Origin of the sequence: Pseudobutyrivibrio sp. JW11 (assembly GCF_900115355.1) — a bacterium.
Classification (GTDB): Bacteria; Bacillota; Clostridia; order Lachnospirales; family Lachnospiraceae; genus Pseudobutyrivibrio; species Pseudobutyrivibrio ruminis.
The window spans coordinates 1-23,672 of the sequence record NZ_FOWB01000018.1; the positions used below are offsets into that span (position 1 = coordinate 1).

Consider the following 23,672-nt stretch of genomic DNA (forward strand, 5'->3'; position numbering starts at 1 on the left):
TTCAGAACGTCGTGAGACAGTTCGGTCCCTATCCGGCGCGGGCGTAGGATATTTGAGAGGAGCTGCCCCTAGTACGAGAGGACCGGGGTGGACGGACCACTGGTGTATCAGCTGTCGACCAACGGCATAGCTGAGTAGCCAAGTCTGGACGGGATAAACGCTGAAGGCATCTAAGCGTGAAGCCCCCCTCAAGATGAGATATCCCATTCCTTTAAGGAAATAAGATCCCTTATAGACGATAAGGTAGATAGGTTCAAGGTGTAAGTGCGGTAACGCATTCAGCTGATGAATACTAATAGATCGAAGGTTTATTCTAAAAAGAAGATATGTAGTATCGGAATACTGTGTGAAGTTTTGAGGTTGTTATAACCTTAAATGGCCTCATGGCTCAGTTGGTTAGAGCGCCGCCCTGTCACGGCGGAGGTCGAGGGTTCAAGTCCCTCTGGGGTCGTTTTAATAATGTGGGATCTTAGCTCAGCTGGGAGAGCATCTGCCTTACAAGCAGGGGGTCACAGGTTCGAGCCCTGTAGGTCCCACTTAATTAAATATTTTACTATGGGCGGTTTCCCGAGTGGCCAAAGGGGACAGACTGTAAATCTGCTGCAAATTGCTTCGGTGGTTCGAATCCACCACCGCCCATCTTTTTTAATATCGCGGGATGGAGCAGTCTGGAAGCTCGCCGGGCTCATAACCCGGAGGTCGGTGGTTCAAATCCATCTCCCGCAACTACGTGCCCAGATAGCTCAGTTGGTAGAGCAGAGGACTGAAAATCCTCGTGTCGTTGGTTCGATTCCGACTCTGGGCACTTGTTTTTTATAAACCTTCAAGATATAATGCTTGAAGGTTTTTTTGTATTTATAGGAGGCAATATGAAAATAGTATTTTTAGACAGAAAATCTATAGGTGAAGATATAGATTTAAGTTGTTTTAATGAATTTGGGGATGTTGTTATATATGATTATTCTACCCCAGAAGAGGCAGCTGAAAGAACCGTGGATGCCGATGTGGTTATCATAAATAAAGTACCAATCAATGAAAATACAATTGGCAAGGCTAATAATCTTAAGCTTGTATGTGTTACAGCTACGGGAACTAATAATCTTGATAAGGATTACTTAGACAAGAGAAATATAGCCTGGAGAAATGTGGCTGGATACTCAACTGAAGCGGTTGCTCAGCATACATTAGCTTTATTACTTAATTTATATGAGCATCTACGTTATTACGATGATTATGTAAAAAGCGAAAAGTACGTAAATGATAAGTTATTTACACATTTTGAGATGCATTTTAACGAAATAGCTAATAAGACATGGGGCGTTATTGGATTAGGTGCTATTGGAAAAAGAGTGGCAGAAATAGCAACTTGCCTTGGTGCGAATGTAGTTTACTATTCTACTAGTGGAAAGAATCACAGCGATATCTACAAAGAAGTCGATTTTGACACTTTGTTATCCACATCAGATGTTATCTCTATCCACGCACCACTTGATGAAAACACCTTACACTTAATGGATAAGAATGCATTTGAAAAGATGAAAAATAGTGCCATTCTCATAAATGTTGGTAGAGGTCCAATCGTTGTGGAAAAAGACCTTGCGGACGCACTTGAGAGTGGACAAATAGCTGGAGCTGGCTTAGACGTACTTGATGTTGAGCCTATGTCTCCAGAAAATCCACTACGCAATATAAAAGACAGCAACAAGCTTATCATTACACCACATATTGCGTGGGCAGCTGTAGAAGCAAGACAGCGCTTGATGAAGATTATTTACAATCAGGTAAAGGATTACTTTAATTAATCAAGAGGTAAACCTGATAGATAACTATTGTCACTGAGACTTACTAATAATTTGTTTCTATAATGAAGATACATATTTGTTTCAGTGACAGTATCGATATCTGAATCAAAGAATGAAGTATTACCGCAGGATTTCATATAAAGGTTAATTCGTTCTATGAAGTCAGGCATAGCTTCATTGAATAATTCAAAAATACTTTCGTTTCTATTAATTGAAGGATTCCAAGGATTGTGCCAGTTGGCATTGAAAGAATTGCAAGGGTCGTTGTACTTAATAATAGTATCACTAGGAATCATAGACGAAATAACATCGCATTTAAAGAATAGGTGCTCTATTCTTTGAATGCGTTTTTTCTTTTTTCCTGATGGATCATTCATTAATCGATTCAGTTTTATAAATGATTTTATAGCATTTTTTATAGTTCCATATCGTACGTGATATTCTGGGAAAGCTCGGTTTATGCTTATAAAAAGCAATTCTGTAATAACTCGTTTCTCGTTGTCTGAAGGTGATACAGTTCTAGCATAATCAAATTGACTAGGGAGTACATGCTTAAAATGATTTAGAACCAAATGATCTATATCAGTTTCTAGAGAAACATGTCTTCCGAAATCATATATGCCACTTTTCTTCAGATTATTAAAATGATCACTTTTAAAATAGACATAAGGATGGCAAATCACATCCAAGGAATAATGACCCATAAATCCCATTATATAAGCATCACAAATACGTCTATCGTGAGCATCATCAAAGCTATTTCTTGCATCAAAAAGGTAATCAAAAAAAAGCATAACCCGTTCTCTATGCATTACATTTCCAATATTCTTCTTATAAAAGACATATGCAGGGATATGATAGAAAAAGATATCAGGCCCTTGAAGGCCCAATCCAAAACATGTCTGATGTTTTTCAATCAGATTCTTAGTATCGTCAGATTCGATGAATGATATACATTGTTCTCCGAAAGTTAAATGAGTAATAAAACCTGGCATATATTCTCCCAATACAAAAATAAAAATTTACCCCGAATTTACCAAGCTAGAATACCTTTATGATAAAGGAACAATAAATGCAATAACTTGGTATAAATCCATAATACCATATATAGTGGTACATATTGCTAAAATACTGTGAAATAAGATTATATAGCAAACCTATACATATGAAAAAAATTGTATAAATCAAAAAACAAAGAAAAAACTTTGTATATAGCATAAAAATTTGTGGAATCTATACTAAAGTTAGGTTAAATGAAACGGAGGAACTAAAATGGGAGTAAAAGATAATGTTGAAAGAGCTGCATTTAGTGCGGCTATAGATGAAGTTCTGAAGAATGTAAAAAAGAATCCACAGAAAAGCCTATTAAAGATTGTTGATATGACAGAGAAAATGATGGGTGGAAGTAGTAAAGGATTCCGTACAGCTGCTTTTGCAGGAGCTAGAGATCTCATTAATCAAGAAGACTCTAAGTGGATGAACTATGTTACACGATTATTAACTGAAACAGATCCACATGTTGCAAAAATGACAGCATTAAATCTTGGATACCAGGCTGCATTTAAAGGTACCAAGATGATTAGGGAGAATAGAGAAAAATTTGGTTGTAATATACCATGGCTGATTCTCATGGATCCAACAAGTGCCTGCAATCTTCGTTGCACAGGATGTTGGGCAGCTGAGTATGGTCATAAACTTAATTTAACATTTGAAGAATTGGACAGCATTGTCACCCAAGGTAAGGAACTTGGAATTTACTTCTATATGTTAACTGGTGGCGAACCACTTGTTAGAAAGGCTGATATTATAAAGCTTTGCGAGAAGCATAATGATTGTGCATTCCATAGCTACACAAATGGAACACTTGTAGATCAGGCATTTTGTGATGAAATGAAGAGAGTAGGAAATTTATCACTTTCAATTTCTCTTGAGGGCTTTGAAGATGCAAATGATTTCCGCCGTGGTGAAGGTGTATTCGCAAAGGTAATTCATGCCATGGATTTACTCCATGAAAATGGATTAATTTTCGGTAATTCAGTTTGCTATACATCAAAGAATATGGATTCAGTAACTTCTGATGAATTCTTTGATTTATTGATTGAACATGGATCAAGATTTGCTTGGTATTTCCATCTTATGCCAGTTGGAATGAAGGCTTCTCCAGAATTAATGCCTTCTCCAGAACAAAGAGAGTACATTTATCATAGACTTCGTGAAGTTCGTGGCCGTGAAGGTGGTAAAGAAATTTATGTTATGGACTTCCAGAACGATGGAGAGTTTGTTGGTGGATGCATTGCCGGAGGAAGAAACTATTGCCATATTAATCCAAAGGGCGATGTAGAGCCATGCGTATTTATACATTATTCTGGTGCAAATATTCGTGAAAAATCTCTTATTGAGTGTCTCCAGCAGCCATTATTCATGGAGTACAGAAAAGGACAGCCATTTAATGACAATATGCTTAGACCTTGTCCTATGTTGGAAAATCCAGAACTTCTTCAAGAGATGGTTAAGCGTTCAGGTGCTCATTCTACAGATGTTGAGCAAGAAGAGCCTGTTGAGCATTTATGTGAAAAGTGCGCAGAATATGCAGCAAACTGGAAGCCAACAGCAGATAAGCTTTGGGAAGAGCATCCATACAGACAAAAAGGATATATTAATTATGCAAATGCAGAAGAAAAGGGATATGCATATAAAGTAAATTAATAAAGATGCTTTAGACCTGACAGAGATCAGCTGTCAGGTCTTTTTTTAGCCATTATAAGGTAAAAAAAGAGAATGCATAGTTGATAAAAATAAGAGATAATGCTAAAGTAAAGAAAGGTTATTAAAGATTATTCTAAAATAGTTTAGAATAATAAAAATTAAATCTTAATATTTTCAGAATATTGCATCCATAGTTGAAACGTGATACCATGGATTTGCACGCTAGTTAGTGTGTAAAGGAGAGGTGTTATGTTTAAAGGACGCAAATCAGAAATTGAAAAACTAAATGGATTTTATGAGGGAGAAGAAGCATCCGTTGCAGTTGTTTCTGGCCAATTGGGGGTTGGAAAGACAGCTCTATTAAGAGAGTTTGCAAAGGATAAAGAAGCCATTTTTTTCGAGGCTTACGAGACTACTGCTAAGCATCAGTTTGAGCAGATTAGCAAAACTATAGGCTCGTCAACTGTTCTTGATGGGGAGGCATTTTGCCAAGAAATTTCTAAGAGGGCTGCAAAATCTAAGCAGCTTATCATCATTGACCAATACCCTCATATTGTTAAGTCAGATCCAGATTTTGATAAAAAACTTCATGAATATATCGTCGGAGAATGGAAGAAATTACCAGTTAAGCTCATTCTATGTTCCGATGCGTTTATGCTTGTTGATAAATACATAAAGGGTAAAAAGGCCCTATGGAAAAACGATATAACACTTGATTTGGTAGTTCAGCCATTAGGATTTTATGACTCTTGCGAGTTTTTTGCAGATGCTAGTCCGAAGGAAGCTGCATTTTTATATGGCATTACAGGCGGTATTCCATACAACCTGGTACGCACAGCAGCACTACTTGGAATAGATGGTTACGATATGTACGGCATCAGTCCAATACATGGTGAAGATAAAATAAAAGAAGTGGCGTACAAGCTGTTTTTGGATAAGAATTGCAATCTTGGTTTGAATCCGGAGCAGGTTATGGCTACTGAGCTTCGTGAGCTATCATATTACAACTATATGCTTGCGACACTTGCCAAGGGATTAAATAGAGTTAATCAGATTTCAGTAGAGGTTGAAAAGCCAAAGGATGTTGTGGTTCCTTACTTGAACTCGCTAATGTCGATTGGCGTTTGTACAAAGGATACAGCAATCACTGAGATTACAAATAGAAAGAAAACTCGTTATTCGATAGTTAATACCAGCACATTATTCTGGTACAAGCACATTGTGGCAAACTACAATTTATATATTTCAGGTCAGGTTGATGAGCTTTGGGACACAATCAAAGCAGACATTGATGACTATATGAAGGAAGTATTCATCAAAATATGTGCTGAATACTTACGAGATAGAAGCGATAATAACCTTCTTCCATTTACTATCGAAGAGATTGGAAACTGGTGGGTTAATGACGATGAAGCAGGAACCACAGATGGGTTTGATTTGGTATCACTTGGAAAATGTGATGGCAAGTCAGCTACGATTTTTGCCCAGTGCTATTATATCCATGAGCCAATAGAAGTTGCTCAATTAAAGTCATTAATTGAAAAAACAAAGCAGCTTCACAGACAGGGAGATGCATTTTATCTAGTATTTTCTAATGCAGGCTTCCATGAAAATGCTATCACCATTTCATCAGCAATCAAAAACATTATGTTGATTACGTTGGATGAAATGAGATAATTATAGGTTTTACCCAATGATTTTAGGAGGAGAAAAATGACAAATCAAGAGCTAGTAAAAACTGCTATTGAAGTCCGCAAGGGAATCATTGAAGGTGTTCACGCTGCAAAAGCTGGACATCCAGGCGGATCTCTTTCAGCAACAGAGGTATTTACATATCTCTACTTTGAGGAGATGAATATCGATCCAAAGAATCCAAAGAAGGCAGACAGAGATAGATTCGTGCTTTCAAAGGGACACACTGCACCAGGTCTTTATGCCACACTTGCGCAGAGAGGCTTCTTCCCAGTTGAGGATTTAAAGGGCCTTCGTAGCATTGGAAGTCACTTACAGGGACATCCATGTGTGCAGCATACACCAGGTATTGATGCATCATCAGGTTCACTTGGCCAGGGAATTTCTGTAGCAACAGGTATGGCTCTTTCAGCAAAACTCTCTAATGAATCTTATAGAGTTTATACACTTCTTGGAGATGGTGAAATCCAGGAAGGTCAGGTATGGGAAGCTGCTATGTTCGCAGCTGCAAAGAAGCTTGATAACCTTTGCGTAATCGTAGACAACAACGGTCTTCAGATTGATGGACGTATCGAGGACGTAAACAGCCCATATCCAATCCCAGACAAATTCAGAGCATTCAACTTCCATGTAGTAGAAGTTGCAGATGGAAATGATTTTGATCAGCTTCGCGCTGCTTTCAAAGAAGCAAGAGAAACAAAAGGACAGCCTACTGCAATCATTATGAAAACAGTAAAGGGCAAGGGTGTTTCATTTATGGAGAACCAGGTAGGATGGCACGGAAAAGCTCCTAACGACGAGGAGTATGCTATCGCTATGGAAGAATTAAAGAAAGCAGGTGAAGAGTAATGGCAGATGTTAAGAAAATCGCAACTCGTGAGAGCTACGGTAACGCTCTCGTTGCTTTAGGTGAGAAATATGACAATTTAGTAGTTCTTGATGCTGACCTTGCAGAGGCTACAAAGACAGGTATTTTTAAGAAGGCATTTCCTGAGCGCCATATTGACTGTGGTATTGCAGAGTCAAACATGGTTGGTATTGCAGCAGGTCTTGCTAGCACAGGAAAGGTTCCATTCTGCTCATCATTTGCAATGTTTGCAGCAGGACGTGCTTTCGAGCAGGTACGTAACTCAGTTGGTTACCCACACCTCAATGTAAAGATTGGTGCAACTCATGCTGGTATTTCAGTAGGTGAGGACGGTGCTTCACATCAGTGTAACGAGGATATCGCTCTTATGCGTACAATCCCAGGCATGACTATCATCAATCCTTCTGATGATGTTGAAGCAAAGGCTGCTGTAGAGGCTGCTTACAAGATGGATGGTCCAGTTTACCTTCGTTTTGGACGTCTTGCAGTACCTGTAATCAACGACAGACCAGATTATAAGTTTGAAATTGGTAAGGGTGTTGTTCTTAAAGAGGGCAAGGATCTTACAATCATTGCTACAGGTCTTGAGGTTAATGAATCACTTGAAGCTGCAAAGAAGCTTGCTGAAGACGGAATTGATGCTGAGGTTATCAATATCCACACAATCAAGCCTATCGATGCTGATCTTATCGTAAAGAGCGCATCTAAGACTGGCAAGGTTGTAACAGTAGAAGAGCATTCAATTATCGGTGGTCTTGGTGGAGCTGTTGCAGAAGTTCTTTCAGAGAAGTGCCCTACAAAGATGCTTCGCATCGGCGTAAAGGATACATTCGGTGAGTCAGGCCCAGCTGTAAAGCTTCTTGCTAAGTATGAGCTCGACGCCGAGGGAATCTACAAGCAGATTAAAGCATTTGTATAATCAAGTATAACTAAAGCCAATTAGTTACGGCTACATGCCTGCTAATTGGCTATTTTTATGTTCTGTATTAACTTAAATGATAATTCTTATTTATCTACTGCGAATGTAATTGTAAAGCATCAATGATAGCTTCACCGTAATTGCATCCGAAAATTTTCTCACGTCATATCCTGTTAGATCGGCGAATTTATCCAGACGATATATCAAGGTATTACGATGAATGAACATTTTGCGGGAAGTCTCGGCAAGCGACAAATCATTATCGAAAAATGCCTCTAAAAGGTTCAAAGTTTCCACGTCAAGCTGCGCTAAAATGTCGATATTTATATGGTTGTTTAGATATGTTTCAACTTCATCCTCTGGAATATTGTAAAGCAAACGTCCCAGACCCATGGTGCTGTATGAATATACATGGTCGGAGCTTCTAAATATATTTCCAATATGCATAGCCAAAACAATATCTTTATAAGAATTAGGTAACTCAGTGAATTTGCTTATAGGCAAATCGTAAGAAACCTTAAAACTCAAAAATGCTTCTGACTCTAACATATCTAAGAACTCATTGCAGTACTGAAGGATATCCTCGTCAGATGGAACAGTATCGAAGTGGACGATTATCGCAATGTGCTTTGAATCTATTTGAACCAAAGCATCCTGGGAATCAGGCAATAAACTCTTCAACAACGATACGGCTTCCTTTGGATAATCAACCTGACTTTCCAAATAGAAAAGCATACGGATGGCATTTTCATCAATATGAAAGCGATGAATGTAAGCGGCTGCATCAGAGTAGGAAAGCTCTCTGGTTAAATAGGCCCTATAAAAAGAGCTCTTCGAGTCCAGCACATTAAAGCGGACAACCATTTCTTTTAATTTATTAACGGTTTCCTCATCTGATAATTCTGAATCAGTGATTTGAAAATTAATGCCTGTAGCCTTTGATAATTGTTCTAGTAATTTTTCCTTTTTATCATCGAAATTCATAAAAAAAGAGGTACCTTTCAAAAAGATACCTCCATTTTAAATCATTAAATTGGACTAATCAATTGATTAGTTAGCAATTGTAAGCTCTGTGTCCTTATCGAAGAAGTGAGCCTTCTCCATATCAAGAGCAAACTTAACTGTGTCGCCACCTCTAGCTGTTGTACGAGGGTCAACTCTTGCTGTAACCTGAGTTCCAGCATAATCGAAGTATAAGTAAACCTCTGCACCAAGAAGCTCGTATACAGAAATCTTAGCTTCGATAACTGAAGAAGACTGTGTATCAACGTAAATCTGAGAATCATGAATATCCTCTGGACGGATACCAAGGATTACTTCCTTACCACCGTAGTTCTTCTCTGAAAGAGCCTTTGTCTTTGCTGGTGGAATCTGGATTGTAGCACCGTTAACCTGGATAGCTGTGCAATCAGCGTTAAGTGTACCATTGAGGAAGTTCATCTGTGGTGAACCAATGAATCCAGCAACGAACAGGTTGCATGGCTTCTGATAAAGGTTTGCAGGTGTATCGATCTGCTGAACAACACCGTCCTTCATAACTACGATTCTTGTACCAAGTGTCATAGCCTCTGTCTGATCATGTGTAACGTAAATCATTGTAGCTCCGAGTGAATCATGAAGCTTAGAAATCTCTGTTCTCATCTGAACACGAAGCTTTGCATCAAGGTTTGAAAGAGGCTCATCCATAAGGAATACCTTAGGGTTACGAACGATTGCACGACCCATAGCAACACGCTGTCTCTGACCACCTGAAAGAGCCTTTGGCTTTCTGTCAAGAAGCTTCTCAAGGTCAAGGATCTTAGCAGCCTCACGTACCTTCTTATCGATTTCGTCCTTTGGTACCTTACGAAGCTTAAGACCAAATGCCATGTTATCGTAAACTGTCATATGTGGATAAAGAGCGTAGTTTTGGAATACCATTGCGATATCTCTGTCCTTAGGCTCTACGTCGTTCATAAGCTTTCCGTCGATGAGAAGCTCACCTGAAGAAATTTCCTCAAGACCTGCGATCATACGAAGAGTTGTAGACTTACCACAACCAGAAGGTCCTACGAAAATGATGAATTCCTGATCCTTAATCTCAAGGTTGAAATCCTTAACAGCCTGGAAGCCATTTGGATAAACCTTATTAATGTTTTTTAATGAAATGTCTGCCATAATAAAATATCCTCTCTTTGAAAAATTAGGGTTCCCCCCTGAACTATCTAAAATTATAAAAAATGGTGAAACTGTGAACAATGTTAGAATAACCAAAAAATACAAAAACGTTTCGTTATTTTAACAACGGGCTGTGAAATATATACAAAATGGTCCTATATGAATTGAGCACATATTCCATACTTGGATAATAAATTATATAAAACTGGATGTGATATGATATAATACATGCCAAAGGTAGAATTGAGGTAACTATCTGATGATAGTAGAGAATTGACTAATCGGGAGAATATTATGGAAGCATTAAAGTATAGGAATCGTCTGAAAAGATATCTGAGATTCCCTCTGTACATGCTTATTATTTTTTTAATAGGTTGTATCATTCTAAGCTTTGTAAATCCAAAGGCAGCCGGCATAACACTTATCTTTGTTCTAGTTTATGGTGTAGCCTGCTTTGCATATTACAAGGCCAATCTTAAATCCTTTAAAAACACAATAATTGAATACGCAGTTCATTATGGAACAGTCCAAAAGGAGCTTTTAAAGAACTTTAGATTGCCATATGTATTGCTAGATTCTACTGGAAGAATCATGTGGATGAATGAGGAGTTTTGTCAGCTTGTTGATAAAAACAAAACTTACAATAAATCAATCACAAGCATCTTCTCAGAAATCACACGTGAAGGAATCGACCATGCTAAGGATGACAACTTCGATATTCATATTGAATATAATGAGAGAAAGTATTTAGCATGCCTTCAGCGACTTGATATGACCGAGCCTCTTCAGGGCAGCAATCTTGTTGCTAATATGGATGAAGTTACTGATGGATTAGTAGCTATCATCTTGTTTGATGAGACAGATATTCAAGCTACAAAAGCAAAGATTAACGACCAGGGCATGGTAATGGCCCTTCTTTATGTAGATAATTACGATGAAGTATTTGATCAGGTAGAGAATGCAAAGCGCTCAATGCTTTTAGCACTCCTTGATAGAAAGATTAATAAATACTTTGGCGAAGCTGATGCAATAGTTAGCCGTCTTGAAAAAGATAAATACCTCATCATGTTCCAGCACAAATATCTCAAGAATTTCGAGGATGATAAATTCTCTATCGTGGAAGATATTACTGGAATAAAGATGGGAAATGATAAAGATATCACAGTAAGTATTGGTATCGGACTTGGAAGCGACAACTACAATCAAAAGGCACAGTATGCACATGTTGCTATCGATCTTGCACTTGCTCGTGGCGGATGCCAGGTAGTTGTTAAGAATGGACAGGACGTTTCTTATTATGGTACTCATGGTAAGGAAGTGGAGCGTTCAACTCGTGTTAAGGCCAGAGTTAAGGCACAGGCCCTTCGCGAGCTCATGGAAACAAGAGAAAGAATTATTGTTATGGGACACAATCTTTCTGATGCAGACTGCTTAGGAGCATCAGTTGGTGTGTTCTGCGCAGGTCGAGAAATTGGAAAGCCTGTAAATATCGTTATTGATACAATCACAAGCTCTATGCGCCCAGTTGTTGAGAGCTTTACAGAAAAGGGCGAGTACCCAGACGACATGTTCATCACAAGTGAGCAGGCACTCAATCTTTGCAATGAAAACACCCTTATTATGGTTGTTGATACCAACAGACCAAGCTATGTGGAATGTCCAGGACTTCTATATAAAAATAAAAACATCGTTGTAATTGATCACCACAGACAGGTGGAGGAGATTATTGAAAATCCAATTCTCTCTTACATCGAGCCTTATGCATCATCTGCAAGTGAGATGATTGCCGAGGTGCTTCAGTATTTCGCAGAGAAAATCAATATCAACCCAACTGAGGCTGATTGTATTTATGCAGGTATCTTGATTGATACAAACAACTTTATGACAAAGACTGGTGTTCGTACATTTGAGGCAGCTGCCTTCCTCCGTAGAAATGGAGCAGAGGTTACTAGAGTTAGAAAGATGCTTCGTGAAAATATGGAGACATACAAGGCCCGCGCAGAAATCGTTAGAAATGCAGCAGTATACAGAGATGCATTTGCCATCGCAGAATGTGAGCCAGATGGAAATCTTGAAAGCCCAACAGTAGTTGGCGCTCAGGCAGCTAATGAGCTTCTTAATATCGTAGGTATTAAAGCGTCATTTGTTTTGACAAAATATATGGACAAGATTTTCATCAGTTCTCGTTCAATCGATGAAATCGATGTTCAGAGTATTATGGCCCGCCTGGGTGGTGGTGGACATGTAAATATTGCAGGAGCCCAGATTCAAAATCGTACACTTGATGAGGTTCGTGAGGACCTTGAAGCAACAATAGATAAAATGCTAGAAGAAGGAGAAATTAGGCTATGAAAGTAATACTTCTTTCAGACGTAAAGTCACTTGGTAAAAAAGGCGAGGTTGTAGAGGTTAGCGAAGGCTACGCAAGAAATATGCTCTTCAAGAAAAAGCTTGGAGTAGAGGCAACAAACGCAGCACTCAATGACCTTAAGCTTCAGAATAAACACGATGAAAAAGTCGCTCAGGAAAACTATGAAGCAGCACTTGCATTTGAAAAAGAAATTGCAGAGTGGAAAGTAGAAACAAAGATTAAAACAGGTGAGGGCGGAAGAACCTTCGGATCTGTTTCAACAAAAGAAATCGCTGAGGCTGCAAAGAAGCAGTACGGCAAAGAAATCGACAAAAAGAAAATTGTTCTTGATGATCCAATCAGATCCCTTGGAACATACGAGGTAAAGGTAAAGCTTCATCCAAAGGTAACAGCAACACTTCGTGTACATGTTTCAGAACAATAAATAAAGGAAAGAATACATAATGGAAGATGTAATTCGCAGACAAATGCCCAACTCTTTGGAGGCGGAGCAGTCAGTAATCGGTTCAATGATTGTTGATAGAGATGTAATTGTTGAGTGTTCAGAAATCCTCATCAAAGACGATTTTTATCATCAGCAGTACGGAATGCTTTTCGAAGCAATCGTAGAACTTTTTAATGCTGGCGAGCCTGTTGATGAGGTTACTCTTCAAAATAAGCTTAAAGAAAAGGGGGTTCCACCGGAATTTGCTTCGTTGGAATTCATCCAGGAGCTTGTACTTGGAGTACCAACCACAGTCAATGCTAAAAGCTACGCTAATATCGTAAAAGATAAGGCAGTACTTAGAAATGTAATTAAAGTAAATCAGAAAATCGAGAACATGTGCTTTGAAGGCACTGATGATGTTGATACTATTTTGAACCAGACTGAAAGAGATATTTTCTCATTGGTTCAGAACAGAGGAAACACAGACTATGTTCCAATCCGTCAGGTTGTTATGAATGCAATCGCAAAGATTGAACAGGCTTCAAAGCAGAAGGGTGTAGTTACAGGTATCCCAACAGGATTTATCGATTTGGATAGACAGACTGCTGGACTTCAGCCTTCGGATCTTATCCTTATTGCGGCCCGTCCTTCAATGGGTAAAACAGCCTTCGTTCTTAACCTGGCACAGCACATCACTATTCACGAGCATCTTTGTGCAGCAATATTCTCACTGGAAATGTCAAAGGAGCAATTGGTTAACCGTCTTTTTGCTCTGGAGTCAAGAGTAGATGCGCAAAAGCTTAGAACAGGTAATCTTCAGGAGGCAGATTGGGAAAACCTCATCGAAGGTGCTGGTAAAATCGGTAACTCAAAGCTTATTATTGATGATACACCAGGTATTTCAATTGGTGAGCTTCGAAGCAAATGTAGAAAGTTCAAAATGGAATTTGGCTTGTCTATTATTATCATCGACTACTTACAGTTGATGTCTGGTAATGGTAAATCAGAAAGTAGACAGCAGGAAATTTCAGATATTTCACGTTCACTAAAGGGACTTGCCCGTGAGCTAAACGTACCTGTTATAGCACTATCACAGCTTTCCCGTGCGGTTGAGCAGCGTCCTGACCACAGACCTATGATGTCGGATTTGCGTGAATCCGGAGCCATCGAGCAGGATGCCGACGTGGTTATGTTCATTTACCGTGATGATTACTATAACCATGATACAGAATTAAAAAATGTTTCAGAAATCATCGTAGCTAAACAACGTAACGGTCCTATCGGAACTATCGAGCTTACATGGCTCCCAGAATACACAAGATTCGCAAACCGCGACAGAAGCCAGTATGCAAACCATGATGAATAAAATAAGAGGGCGATATTTCGCCCTCTATTTTTGTACTCTAATATATTTTCAATTTTTAATTCGTTTTTATTTGTCTTTTTCAGTATGGACTTCAATTTGACGATACTGGAGTCCTTTATCAGAGTAATACTCATATAACTCATTCCCCGCAGCTACTCTATTAATTGAAACAATGCCTCAAAGTCTGATTCTTTCAAACGAAAAGGATTGTTTATGATAGGGAGGCCTTGAATAGAATCATATTTCTTTATATTAAATAACGCTTTATCATTAACTTCATTTGATTTGGTTAAAAACCCAATATTTTTCATATCTACTACTCCTTCCATATTATTTATAAATCTGTAAACATCACGTTTACACCAAGGCATAAGAGATCCTATCAAAAATTGCTTATCACACTGGTTGTAAATAGAAGCGTTTTCTGGAGTAAGCTTGTCAAAATCCACAATCACATATCCATCCCATTCGTTAATGAGATAGCTGGCAACAGATGTGTTACATCCCAAAGCGTAAACAACATCCATATATTTGTAGCAAGTGATGTCTTTATATTTCATTTGATGTTCTCCAACAAATCCCAATAGTTGGCTATCATCAGAAATTTCAATATAAAGAACCGGCTTTTTAAGCCCAGAGCTTAAAAAATTTGCTAAACAAAGGCACAAGTGAGTGACACCAAGCTTATGAGAAACCGCTGTAACAGATATCTTTTTATTTTTTTCGAATTTATTTTTTGTTGACTTATTAAGCCAGTGTTTAAACAGTAAAATCCTTTTCATTCTTCAGAACCATAGAAAAAAATCTATCTTCATCCTTAGATAAATTCAAAGACCACTTATTTGATGGATACATGAAAACCTTTTTATGTAAATCCTTTGCAAGTTTCAAGGAAAAAAGTTTGTTAGAAAAATTAGAAATAACATAAACAGTTTTATCCTTGATCCAATATGGATAATTTATAGTTTTCCAAGGAGATGCACTTACTATATAAAATATAATTTGAGCATCTGAAATGTATTTGTCATTAGTACCACAGTCCAGGACATAAAGACCTTTTGGAGGTGTGTAACTTTCTATGGCATCCCCATAATTTAGAATACCTCTAAAGTTTTTGTGGTATAAAACACCTGACCTAACGTGGCTGTCTTTGAAATGTTCCCAAAGATGATGAACAGTGTCTTTTTCAAAATCTTTGTAGTATGTTTCTATATGTTTGCTATTAAGAAAGCGACATAGATTAATAGCGATATGAGTGGTTCCGACTCCACAATCGGCTCCAATCACGGCTATTTTCCTAACGAGAATGCCTGATTCCGTATTTTCATTAGCTCTAACTCCCTGTAGTTTTAGCAACTGTGACTTTAATTCAATGATAGAATTGTGCCTATCAGTTGGATTTGCAGCAGTGGCTTTATCTACTAGTTTTTTCAACCTGAAATCATCTTTTGCATAACTATTAATCTGCAAAAACTCAATTATCTTTCCAACGCTGTATATATCACAACGCTCATCAAGCTTTTGGCCTTTTAACTGTTCAGGTGCGGCCCAATTTTTTGTGCCTAAGGGCATAGCCGTAGCCGACTGAGACTTTTTTATAGCAATACCAAAGTCAATAAGGCGTAGTTTATCACCCTGCAAAATAAGATGCTCTGGCTTTAAATCCCTGTAAAGCACAGGCTCCGGCTCTGCAGAATGCAACGCTTCAAAGATATGGCATACTTCAATGGCCAATCTATATAGCTCTTCTTTAGATAACTTAGTTTGTAACAGATACTCCCTGAGGGAAATTCCTTCAATAAATTCCTCAACTAGGTAGTACATATCATTTGTATCTTCTACACTAAAAATGGTGGGTATTCGGGATGATTTAATCCCTTGTAAAAGATGTGCTTCGGATAGGATGCTGTGTGCATTAGGACTCGCCTTGTGAATGGCTTTAAGAATTCTTAATGCTCCTATCGACTTATAATTGACAAGTAATACTGCGGTAGCTGCTGTTTCTTGCAGTATACGAATGACTTCGTACTTGTCTTCAATACCTTTTGGTATCAATCTATCAGCTCCTTCCTTTCGGAAAGGCATCTCGCAGACAAGTTTATAACACAGAACAAATTATAATGCAAGCACAAATTTGAAAAAAGTTTTTGTTTTATAACAAATCACTTTATAAAAATTTAATACTTTTATCACCTTTTATATGGTATCTTTGCTTTACTTTCCGATATAATATATATATAATCCATATAAGAAAAATGCTAATAGTAGCGCATCTTATATCGATCGGGAGGTGATTTTTATGAAGATTGAAAGAATCAACGAAAACCAGATCAGATGCACTCTGTCTAGAGAAGATTTAATAAGCCGACACATTAAGCTCTCAGAATTAGCTTATGGTTCTGCAAAGGCCAGAGAATTATTTAGAGAACTTATGGAACAGGCTTCCTACCAGTACGGTTTTGAAGCGGAAGATATTCCACTTATGATAGAAGCTATACCACTTTCATCAGAATCCATTGTCCTTCTTGTGACAAAGGTAGAAAATCCTGACGAGCTTGACACTCGTTTCTCAAGATTTTCAGAGGATGACGATGACTACGATGATGATGACGAAATCATCGATGCACCAGCAAAGCCATTTAATGAGGCAGCAGCAGACGACATACTTAACATATTCAACAGTCTTATTGAAAAGGCACAGGAAGCTATAACAGCTTCACCAGAAAAGGCAGCAAAAAATGGTTTGCCAGTGGACATCACAAAGATGTTTGTTTTCGACAACATGGATGATGTAATCCGACTTTCTGGAATACTTGGTAGCTTTTACAAGGGAAAGAATTCTCTCTATAAGAGTCCATTTGATAACAAATACTATTTAGTAGTTAGTAAATCAGATGATACAGCTGAAACATACAATAAAGTATGCAACATCTTATCAGAATACAGTGATCAGCAGAATTATGTAGTTGGTACAGACCAATACATGGCTGAGCACTATGAAGTACTTGTCAACGGTGATGCGGTACAGAAATTAGCAATGATATAAAAAAAGAGCTTCGCTATGCGAAGCTCTTTTTTAATGTTTGCGCGCCATGGGCGCGCTCTAACGGGTGCAAGTCCCGAACACGCCCAGATAGTGGGAAGTGTATAGCTGAACAGCAAGGGTGTCCATCGTGAGGTGGAATCTGAAGGAAGCTGCAAGCAAATCTCTGGTCCGACGGACAGAAATCACATATAAGGCTAGGCTACGAGAGACAAGTTGGCATTAAGCAACAAAGTCTAATAACTATCACATTTGTAGTAGCAGAGTAAATGTGGCGGATATATGGAGAGAAAGAGCGTGCACCTTAAGCGTGGAGGTCTCACAGAGGTTCCATTAGCCTAGTAACAACGAACTGTGAGAAGTCAGCCGAGCCCATAGTAGTGAAGAAATCTCTGTAATGGAGATGGAGCGAAGGGGTGAACAATCAATAAGTTTGAGTATGTCTCGTGTTGCAGAAATGACAACATCTGCCGTAATCAATCGGGAAAAGGGTGGTCAAATCAAGCGAGGCGGAAAGGAAAGAACGCATGGACACAAGTAGTCTAATGGAGCAGATACTATCTAGCGATAATCTCAACAGAGCATATCTGCAAGTCGTACGAAACAAAGGAGCAGAGGGAGTGGACGGAATGAAGTACACAGAACTCAAAGACCACCTTGAAAAGAACGGCGATATCATCAAGGACCAGTTGAGGACAAGAAAGTATAAACCTCAGCCAGTACGAAGAGTGGAGATACCAAAGCCTGATGGTGGTATCAGAAACCTAGGAGTACCAACAGTAACAGACAGATTCATACAACAAGCCATAGCACAGGTTTTAACACCAATCTATGAGGAACAATTCCATGACCACAGTTATGGATTCAGACCTAATAGATGTGCACAGCAAGCAATCCTAACAGCGCTCGATATGATGAATGATGGTTATGACTGGATTGTAGACATTGACTTGGAGAAGTTCTTTGACACAGTTAATCACGATAAACTTATGACTATCATAGGTAGAACCATAAAAGACGGAGATGTTATTTCTATCGTTAGGAAATACCTGGTCAGTGGAATCATGATTGATGATGAGTACGAGGACTCTATTGTGGGAACACCACAAGGAGGAAATCTCTCGCCATTATTGGCGAATATCATGTTGAATGAACTTGATAAGGAGATGGAAAAGCGTGGGCTTAACTTTGTAAGATACGCAGATGATTGTATCATCATGGTTGGTAGTGAAATGTCTGCTAATAGAGTCATGAGAAATATCTCGCGATTCATTGAAGAGAAACTAGGTCTCAAGGTCAATATGACCAAGAGTAAAGTGGACAAGCCGCAAGGACTTAAATACCTTGGATTTGGATTCTACTTTGACTCAAGAGCACATCAGTTTAAGGCAAAACCACATGCGAAATCAGTAGCGAAGTTTAAGAAAAGAATGAAAGAACTTACATGACGTAGTTGGGGCGTTAGCAACAGCTACAAAGTTAAGAAACTCAATCAGCTTATTCGAGGTTGGATAAACTACTTCAGGATAGGAAGTATGAAAACACTTTGTAAAGAACTTGATAGAAACATCAGGTTTAGACTTCGTATGTGTATTTGGAAGCATTGGAAAACTCCGCAGAATAGAGCTAAGAATTTGATGAAGCTAGACGTACCAAGATGGGCAGCGTATAAAATCGCCTATTGTGGAGACAGATATGCAAGACTCGCTCATAATGGATGGGTGCAAAAGGCTATAAGTACAAAGAGACTAACCTCATTTGGATTAGTCTCAATGTTAGATTACTACACCGTAAGGTGTGTTACTTGTTAAGTTGATTGAACCGCCGTGTACGGAACCGTACGCACGGTGGTGTGAGAGGTCGGGAGATTAATTAAATCTCCCTCCTACTCGATTTGCGTTTTAAGCCTTTGAATCAAGGAATGTATTAATCTCTTCAACGAGATCATCAGCATCGATACCGTGTACCATTGCTGCCTCCTCGATAGTCTCCATCTGTGAAGATGGGCATCCGAGGCAGTGCATGCCGATATTAAGTAAGATAGGAGCTACATCAGCATCAATCTGAAGAAGCTCGCCGATCATAGTTGCTTTAGAAACTCTTGCCATTTTGACTTCTCCTTTCTTAACATTTCAATTGATAATAACATGCTTTTTTTCTTTTCGCAAACCATTATTCCAATGTTGTGAATTATATACAATTACATTGTGCTCAATTTGAAGTTGGCGCGAAACTAATTTGTGTACACAATTAAAACAACTGTTAGCCTGAATCAACAGGAGTTAGAATAATATAACCGCGGTGAGCCCTGATTTTAAAGGGATTCATAAAAAAACAATTTTGTCCTTGATTTAGACACAATTTAGGTGTAATATATGAGACATCAAACGAAATTGATTAATTTTTATCAATTAAGATATTTAAGGAGGATTTTAACTATGGCATACGTTATTTCTGATTCATGCGTATCATGTGGTACATGCGAGCCTGAGTGCCCAGTAGGAGCTATCTCACAGGGAGATTCACAGTTCAACATCGACGCTGACGCTTGCGTTGAGTGTGGTACATGTGCAGGTGTTTGCCCAACAGGAGCAATCTCTCAGGGCTAATAGCTTAATCAAGAAAACCGGTTAAAGAGCATCGCAATCGCGGTGCTCTTTTTTTGTGCCTGCTCCCCGGCACCCCCGTTGTGAGTAAGGACCCCGGCCCAGGCCCCTCCCAACAAAATATATATGGAATTGTCCCCCTTGTAGTGTGGGCTATATGTTTATTTACTTGCATCGTCTGCGGATTATGTTTTTCTAAGCATCACGTGTCGCATTTTTTATGGTGCGTGTTCTTTAAATTCTTTGCACTTCTAACGCCGCTGTTGTTAGAGTGGGCAGACACACACTATTTATAAGTATTGATCTCCACAGCAAGCTTAGGAATAATTGCCGCGGCATTTGTAGTGAGCCTAGAAAATTAGAAAGGGGAATTTTGAGATGATAGGCGTGAGGCGCCATGGACGGCGCCGAGAGCCCGACAACGAAACGGACTGAGTTAAAGGGCGGCGCCTAATCATCCAAAATCCCCTTTCTAAATTTTCTTGGCAAACGGAGTATGAGCGCAATTATCCTAAGCCTTGTGTGGAGAGTAATAGGTAGACTTCAAGTGTCTGCCCTCTACCTACAGTGGCTTCGAAGTGCAAAACCAATTAAAGGACACGCACTTAATGCTCCCTTGTGATGCTAAGAAAAACTATAATCCTTGCGCTGTCTGCGTAAATAAACATATAGCCCACACTACAGGGGGACAATTCCATGAAAACCTCGAGGGAGGGGCCTGGGCCGGGGTGCAGTGCGGGGAGCGGGGCCACATAAAGGTGGAATTTGGCGGGATGGTTTGTTATACTTTGAGGGAATATAGATACGAGGGAGATGCTTATGAGCAATACGTATAGACATAGACGAAAGAGAAAGAAAAGATTTAGGATTCCGAGGGGTTATATTTACATTGCGGCAGGAATTATAGCTCTTGCGGTGCTGATAGTTGGCATATATGCGATTAAGAAGTATACGCCTACAAAAGAGCATATGGATTTGGCGGATTACTTCCAGGTATTCCATGAAAACGAAGCAGCGGTCGTTTTGGATGGAGAATATATCAGTTCTGAGCTTGAGGAGCATGGTTATGCCATAGTAAATGATGGCAATGTTTATTTGGAGCTTGGATTTGTAAAGGATTATCTGGATGATGGATATGTTTACGATTCATCAGAGATTACTCTGAGATATGCTACTGATTCTGAGGTTTATACTGCAACAGTTGGTAGTGCAGATTATTCAATAGATAAGAGCAATAATAGTCTTGGCTTGCCAGTAGTATTGGCGCAGGATGATACAGTCTATATTGCGGAGGATTATCTTAAGCTTCTTACAGATTTCAAGATTAATTATTATTCAGAGCCTGATAGAGTTGTTGTCCAGACTGTAGGTTCATCTACAGATTTGTATACAGCAAAGCGTAAGACTCAGATTAGAAAGCTTAATGGTCCAAAGAGCCCAGTCCTTGAGGATGTCACAAAGGGCGAAGCTATCTACGTTGTTCGTGATACAGGTAAGTGGAGCTTTGTTGTTTCAGAAAATGGTGTTATGGGTTACATCAAAAATAGTGCCATAACATTTAAGAGTACTGAGACAGTTGAAGCAGAGTTGCCTGAGCGTACATACAATCATATTTCAGCAGGACAGGATATTTCATTGCTTTGGCATCAGGTTACAAACCAGTCAGCGAATGGAGATATTGCCACAGTTCTTGCAAGCTCAACAGGTGTTGATGTTATGTCACCAACCTGGTTTTATTTGAATGATAACAAAGGCGGAATTGCTTCAATCGCAAGCTCTTCATATGTAAGTACATGTCATGCAAATAATGTGCAGGTATGGGGCCTTGTTAGCAATCTTGAGGATGCAGATGTTGATACAACAACAGTTTTAAACACTACATCATCAAGAGACGCATTAGTTAATAATCTTATTGCGCAGGCTATAACATACGGTCTTGATGGAATCAATATTGATATCGAGCAGCTCTCAGGAGATGCAGCAGATGGATATATTCAGTTCATCAAGGAGCTTTCTATTAAATGTGAAAAGAACGATATCATTCTTTCAGTAGACAATTATGTACCTACTGCTTCATCTGAGATTTATAATCGAGCAGAGCAGGCTAAGTATGCTGATTACGTAATCATCATGGGTTACGATGAGCATTATGGCGGAAGCGAGGAAGCAGGTTCTGTTGCATCAATTAATTGGGTAGATCAGGGTGTGGCTGACACACTTAACGATGTACCAGCTGAACAGGTAATCCTTGGTATGCCATTCTATTGTAGAGTTTGGGAAGTGGCAGAGGATGGTTCTGTTGATAGCACAGCTTACGGAATGGATGCAATTCAGTCATATCTTAAGACAAACGGTGTGTCTGCAGCATGGTCAGATGAGTATGGTCAGTACTACGCAGAATATGCTGATGGAAGCACAACTTACAAGATTTGGGTGGAGGATGAAACTTCCATCGAAGAAAAGTTAAAGGTAATGGATAAATACAATCTGGCTGGAGGAGCCTTCTGGAAGAAGGGCTTTGATAGTACAGGAGTATGGAATATTATTGCAAAGTACCTATAAGAGAACACAAAAAAATCATGGTTTTATGGGCTTTGTAACAGTTCAAAAAGATTGAGTTCTAATGGAAAAGTGATATAATTTTGAGTATGATTACTAGGATTATGGATGTTTCTGCAGAGCCAATCAATATGGAATATATCAGTGAGGCTTCTGAGATACTTAGAAAGGGAGGGCTTGTAGCCTTTCCGACAGAGACAGTTTACGGATTAGGCGGTGACGCCAAAGATAAGGAGGCCTCGCGTAAGATATACGCAGCAAAGGGTCGTCCATCGGACAACCCTTTAATTGTACATATTGCAAGGTTCTCACAGTTACAAGAAATTTCAAAGGATTTGCCAGAGAACGCTAAAAAGCTGGCAGATGCATTTTGGCCAGGACCACTTACAATGGTGGTCAACAAAAACGAGGTTATCCCATACGAGACAACAGGTGGTCTTGATACGGTGGCAGTAAGAATGCCAAACAATCCAATCGCCTTAGCACTTATTGAGGAAAGTGGATGTATGATTGCGGCACCTAGCGCCAACACATCAGGCCGACCAAGCCCTACAAAGGCTAGTCACGTATACGAGGATTTATCAGGAAAGATAGACGCCATCTTGGATGGAGGTGCTGTAGATATCGGATTGGAGTCTACCATCGTAGATTTGACAGAGGATGTTGTTACAATCCTTAGGCCAGGATACATCAATATGGAAATGCTGAAAGAGGTGGTTGGAGAGGTCAGAATCGACCCAGGCATTGTCTACAACGACAAAGGCACCACCAGTGGAGCAAAGCCAAAAGCACCAGGAATGAGATATAAGCATTATGCACCTAAGGGTGATTTGACTATCATTTCCGGTGATGAGGATAAAGTCGTAGCCAAAATCAATGAGCTTACAAAAGCAGCAATTGAGGCTGGTTCAAAGGTTGGTATTATCGCTACATCAGAAACTGCGGATAGATATAGCGATGGTCAGATTCTTGTAATAGGGGACAGATCTGACGAGGGCAGCATAGCTCACAATCTTTACGACATTCTACGAAAGTTTGACGAACTTGGTGTAGATTTGATATATTCTGAAAGCTTCGCTACTCCAAATATGGGGCAGGCAATCATGAATCGATTGTTGAAAGCAGCTGGTCAGAAGACACTTGACGTTTAGGCATC

Annotated in this window: 18 protein-coding genes, 5 tRNA genes, 1 rRNA gene and 1 pseudogene; 19 read left to right on the plus strand and 6 right to left on the minus strand. The window is 39.2% G+C overall.

The features are described from left to right. The 7 genes from BM102_RS12430 to BM102_RS12460 form a co-directional block, all read left to right on the plus strand. Window positions 1-316: ribosomal RNA gene (locus BM102_RS12430) — 23S ribosomal RNA — on the plus strand; the annotation flags it as partial. Between the two features lie 61 nt (window positions 317-377). After that, a tRNA-Asp gene (locus tag BM102_RS12435) sits at window positions 378-451 on the plus strand. A 12-nt stretch (window positions 452-463) separates the two neighbouring features. Further along, window positions 464-536, plus strand: a tRNA-Val gene (locus BM102_RS12440). A gap of 21 nt (window positions 537-557) precedes the next feature. Further along, window positions 558-639, plus strand: a tRNA-Tyr gene (locus BM102_RS12445). 13 nt (window positions 640-652) lie between these two features. After that, window positions 653-726 (plus strand) — tRNA-Met (locus BM102_RS12450). A gap of 6 nt (window positions 727-732) precedes the next feature. Beyond that, a tRNA-Phe gene (locus tag BM102_RS12455) sits at window positions 733-805 on the plus strand. Window positions 806-869: 64 nt separating this feature from the next. Further along, entirely contained in the window at window positions 870-1,802 is a 933-nt protein-coding gene (locus tag BM102_RS12460; RefSeq protein WP_090482408.1) for a D-2-hydroxyacid dehydrogenase, read from the plus strand. On the opposite strand, the gene BM102_RS12465 is transcribed toward BM102_RS12460, so the two are convergent. Beyond that, window positions 1,799-2,797 (minus strand): zinc dependent phospholipase C family protein, encoded by a 999-nt coding sequence (locus BM102_RS12465; protein WP_090482411.1) that lies wholly within the window; start codon window positions 2,795-2,797, stop codon window positions 1,799-1,801. The two genes, BM102_RS12460 and BM102_RS12465, sit on opposite strands and share 4 nt — an antisense overlap. A 277-nt stretch (window positions 2,798-3,074) precedes the next feature. Here BM102_RS12465 and BM102_RS12470 point away from each other — a divergent pair, with 277 nt between their 5' ends. The 4 genes from BM102_RS12470 to BM102_RS12485 all read left to right on the plus strand — a co-directional run bounded on the left by BM102_RS12470 (window position 3,075) and on the right by BM102_RS12485 (window position 7,987). Next, window positions 3,075-4,508 (plus strand): radical SAM/SPASM domain-containing protein, encoded by a 1,434-nt coding sequence (locus BM102_RS12470; RefSeq protein WP_074792115.1) that lies wholly within the window; start codon window positions 3,075-3,077, stop codon window positions 4,506-4,508. Window positions 4,509-4,757: 249 nt separating this feature from the next. After that, window positions 4,758-6,185, plus strand: coding sequence for an ATP-binding protein (locus tag BM102_RS12475; protein ID WP_090482414.1), 1,428 nt, complete (start codon window positions 4,758-4,760; stop codon window positions 6,183-6,185). A gap of 36 nt (window positions 6,186-6,221) precedes the next feature. Continuing rightward, entirely contained in the window at window positions 6,222-7,049 is an 828-nt protein-coding gene (locus BM102_RS12480; protein ID WP_033152596.1) for a transketolase, read from the plus strand. Then, window positions 7,049-7,987: a transketolase family protein gene (locus BM102_RS12485; RefSeq protein WP_090482417.1), complete on the plus strand. Its 939-nt coding sequence runs from the start codon at window positions 7,049-7,051 to the stop codon at window positions 7,985-7,987. Before BM102_RS12480 ends, BM102_RS12485 begins: the two co-directional genes overlap by 1 nt. 90 nt (window positions 7,988-8,077) lie before the next feature. On the opposite strand, the gene BM102_RS12490 is transcribed toward BM102_RS12485, so the two are convergent. Together BM102_RS12490 and BM102_RS12495 are read right to left on the minus strand one after the other, a co-directional pair. Continuing rightward, a complete protein-coding gene (locus BM102_RS12490) occupies window positions 8,078-8,992 on the minus strand; it encodes a PucR family transcriptional regulator (protein ID WP_090482420.1) in 915 nt (304 codons plus the stop codon). Window positions 8,993-9,037: 45 nt separating this feature from the next. Continuing rightward, a complete protein-coding gene (locus BM102_RS12495) occupies window positions 9,038-10,144 on the minus strand; it encodes an ABC transporter ATP-binding protein (RefSeq protein ID WP_044936733.1) in 1,107 nt (368 codons plus the stop codon). Between the two features lie 294 nt (window positions 10,145-10,438). Between BM102_RS12495 and BM102_RS12500 the strand changes: the two genes are divergently transcribed. From BM102_RS12500 to dnaB, 3 genes are read left to right on the plus strand one after another with little or no spacing between them, the layout of a single operon-like run. Then, window positions 10,439-12,496 (plus strand): GGDEF domain-containing protein, encoded by a 2,058-nt coding sequence (locus BM102_RS12500; RefSeq protein ID WP_090482424.1) that lies wholly within the window; start codon window positions 10,439-10,441, stop codon window positions 12,494-12,496. Further along, entirely contained in the window at window positions 12,493-12,939 is a 447-nt protein-coding gene (rplI, locus tag BM102_RS12505; RefSeq protein WP_090482427.1) for a 50S ribosomal protein L9, read from the plus strand. Before BM102_RS12500 ends, rplI begins: the two co-directional genes overlap by 4 nt. Before the next feature lie 16 nt (window positions 12,940-12,955). Further along, the gene (gene dnaB / locus BM102_RS12510; protein ID WP_044936727.1) at window positions 12,956-14,308 is read left to right on the plus strand and encodes a replicative DNA helicase; all 1,353 of its coding nucleotides are present in this window, start codon (window positions 12,956-12,958) and stop codon (window positions 14,306-14,308) included. 152 nt (window positions 14,309-14,460) lie between these two features. Here dnaB and BM102_RS12515 read toward each other — a convergent pair whose 3' ends face one another. After that, window positions 14,461-15,090: a hypothetical protein gene (locus BM102_RS12515; protein ID WP_090482429.1), complete on the minus strand. Its 630-nt coding sequence runs from the start codon at window positions 15,088-15,090 to the stop codon at window positions 14,461-14,463. Further along, window positions 15,068-16,363, minus strand: a complete 1,296-nt coding sequence (locus BM102_RS12520) for a serine/threonine protein kinase (protein WP_177194970.1) — start codon at window positions 16,361-16,363, stop codon at window positions 15,068-15,070. Before BM102_RS12520 ends, BM102_RS12515 begins: the two co-directional genes overlap by 23 nt. Before the next feature lie 244 nt (window positions 16,364-16,607). Between BM102_RS12520 and BM102_RS12525 the strand changes: the two genes are divergently transcribed. Together BM102_RS12525 and ltrA are read left to right on the plus strand one after the other, a co-directional pair. Then, window positions 16,608-17,354 carry an adaptor protein MecA gene (locus BM102_RS12525; protein ID WP_044936720.1) on the plus strand — a complete coding sequence of 249 codons (747 nt, stop codon included), beginning with the start codon at window positions 16,608-16,610 and terminating at the stop codon, window positions 17,352-17,354. Window positions 17,355-17,878: 524 nt separating this feature from the next. After that, window positions 17,879-19,162 (plus strand): annotated as a pseudogene (gene ltrA / locus BM102_RS12530) (group II intron reverse transcriptase/maturase). Between the two features lie 90 nt (window positions 19,163-19,252). Here ltrA and BM102_RS12535 read toward each other — a convergent pair. After that, a complete protein-coding gene (locus BM102_RS12535; protein ID WP_015550586.1) occupies window positions 19,253-19,459 on the minus strand; it encodes a DUF1858 domain-containing protein in 207 nt (68 codons plus the stop codon). A gap of 330 nt (window positions 19,460-19,789) precedes the next feature. Between BM102_RS12535 and BM102_RS12540 the strand changes: the two genes are divergently transcribed. The 3 genes from BM102_RS12540 (at window position 19,790) to BM102_RS12555 (ending at window position 23,667) form a co-directional block, all read left to right on the plus strand. Beyond that, complete coding sequence (locus BM102_RS12540) at window positions 19,790-19,960, plus strand: DUF362 domain-containing protein (RefSeq protein WP_090482436.1); 171 nt, start codon at window positions 19,790-19,792, stop codon at window positions 19,958-19,960. 816 nt (window positions 19,961-20,776) lie between these two features. Then, window positions 20,777-22,519 (plus strand): glycosyl hydrolase family 18 protein, encoded by a 1,743-nt coding sequence (locus BM102_RS12550; protein WP_177194971.1) that lies wholly within the window; start codon window positions 20,777-20,779, stop codon window positions 22,517-22,519. A gap of 86 nt (window positions 22,520-22,605) precedes the next feature. Continuing rightward, window positions 22,606-23,667, plus strand: a complete 1,062-nt coding sequence (locus BM102_RS12555; RefSeq protein WP_044936716.1) for an L-threonylcarbamoyladenylate synthase — start codon at window positions 22,606-22,608, stop codon at window positions 23,665-23,667. The last annotated feature ends 5 nt before the right edge of the window (window positions 23,668-23,672 follow it).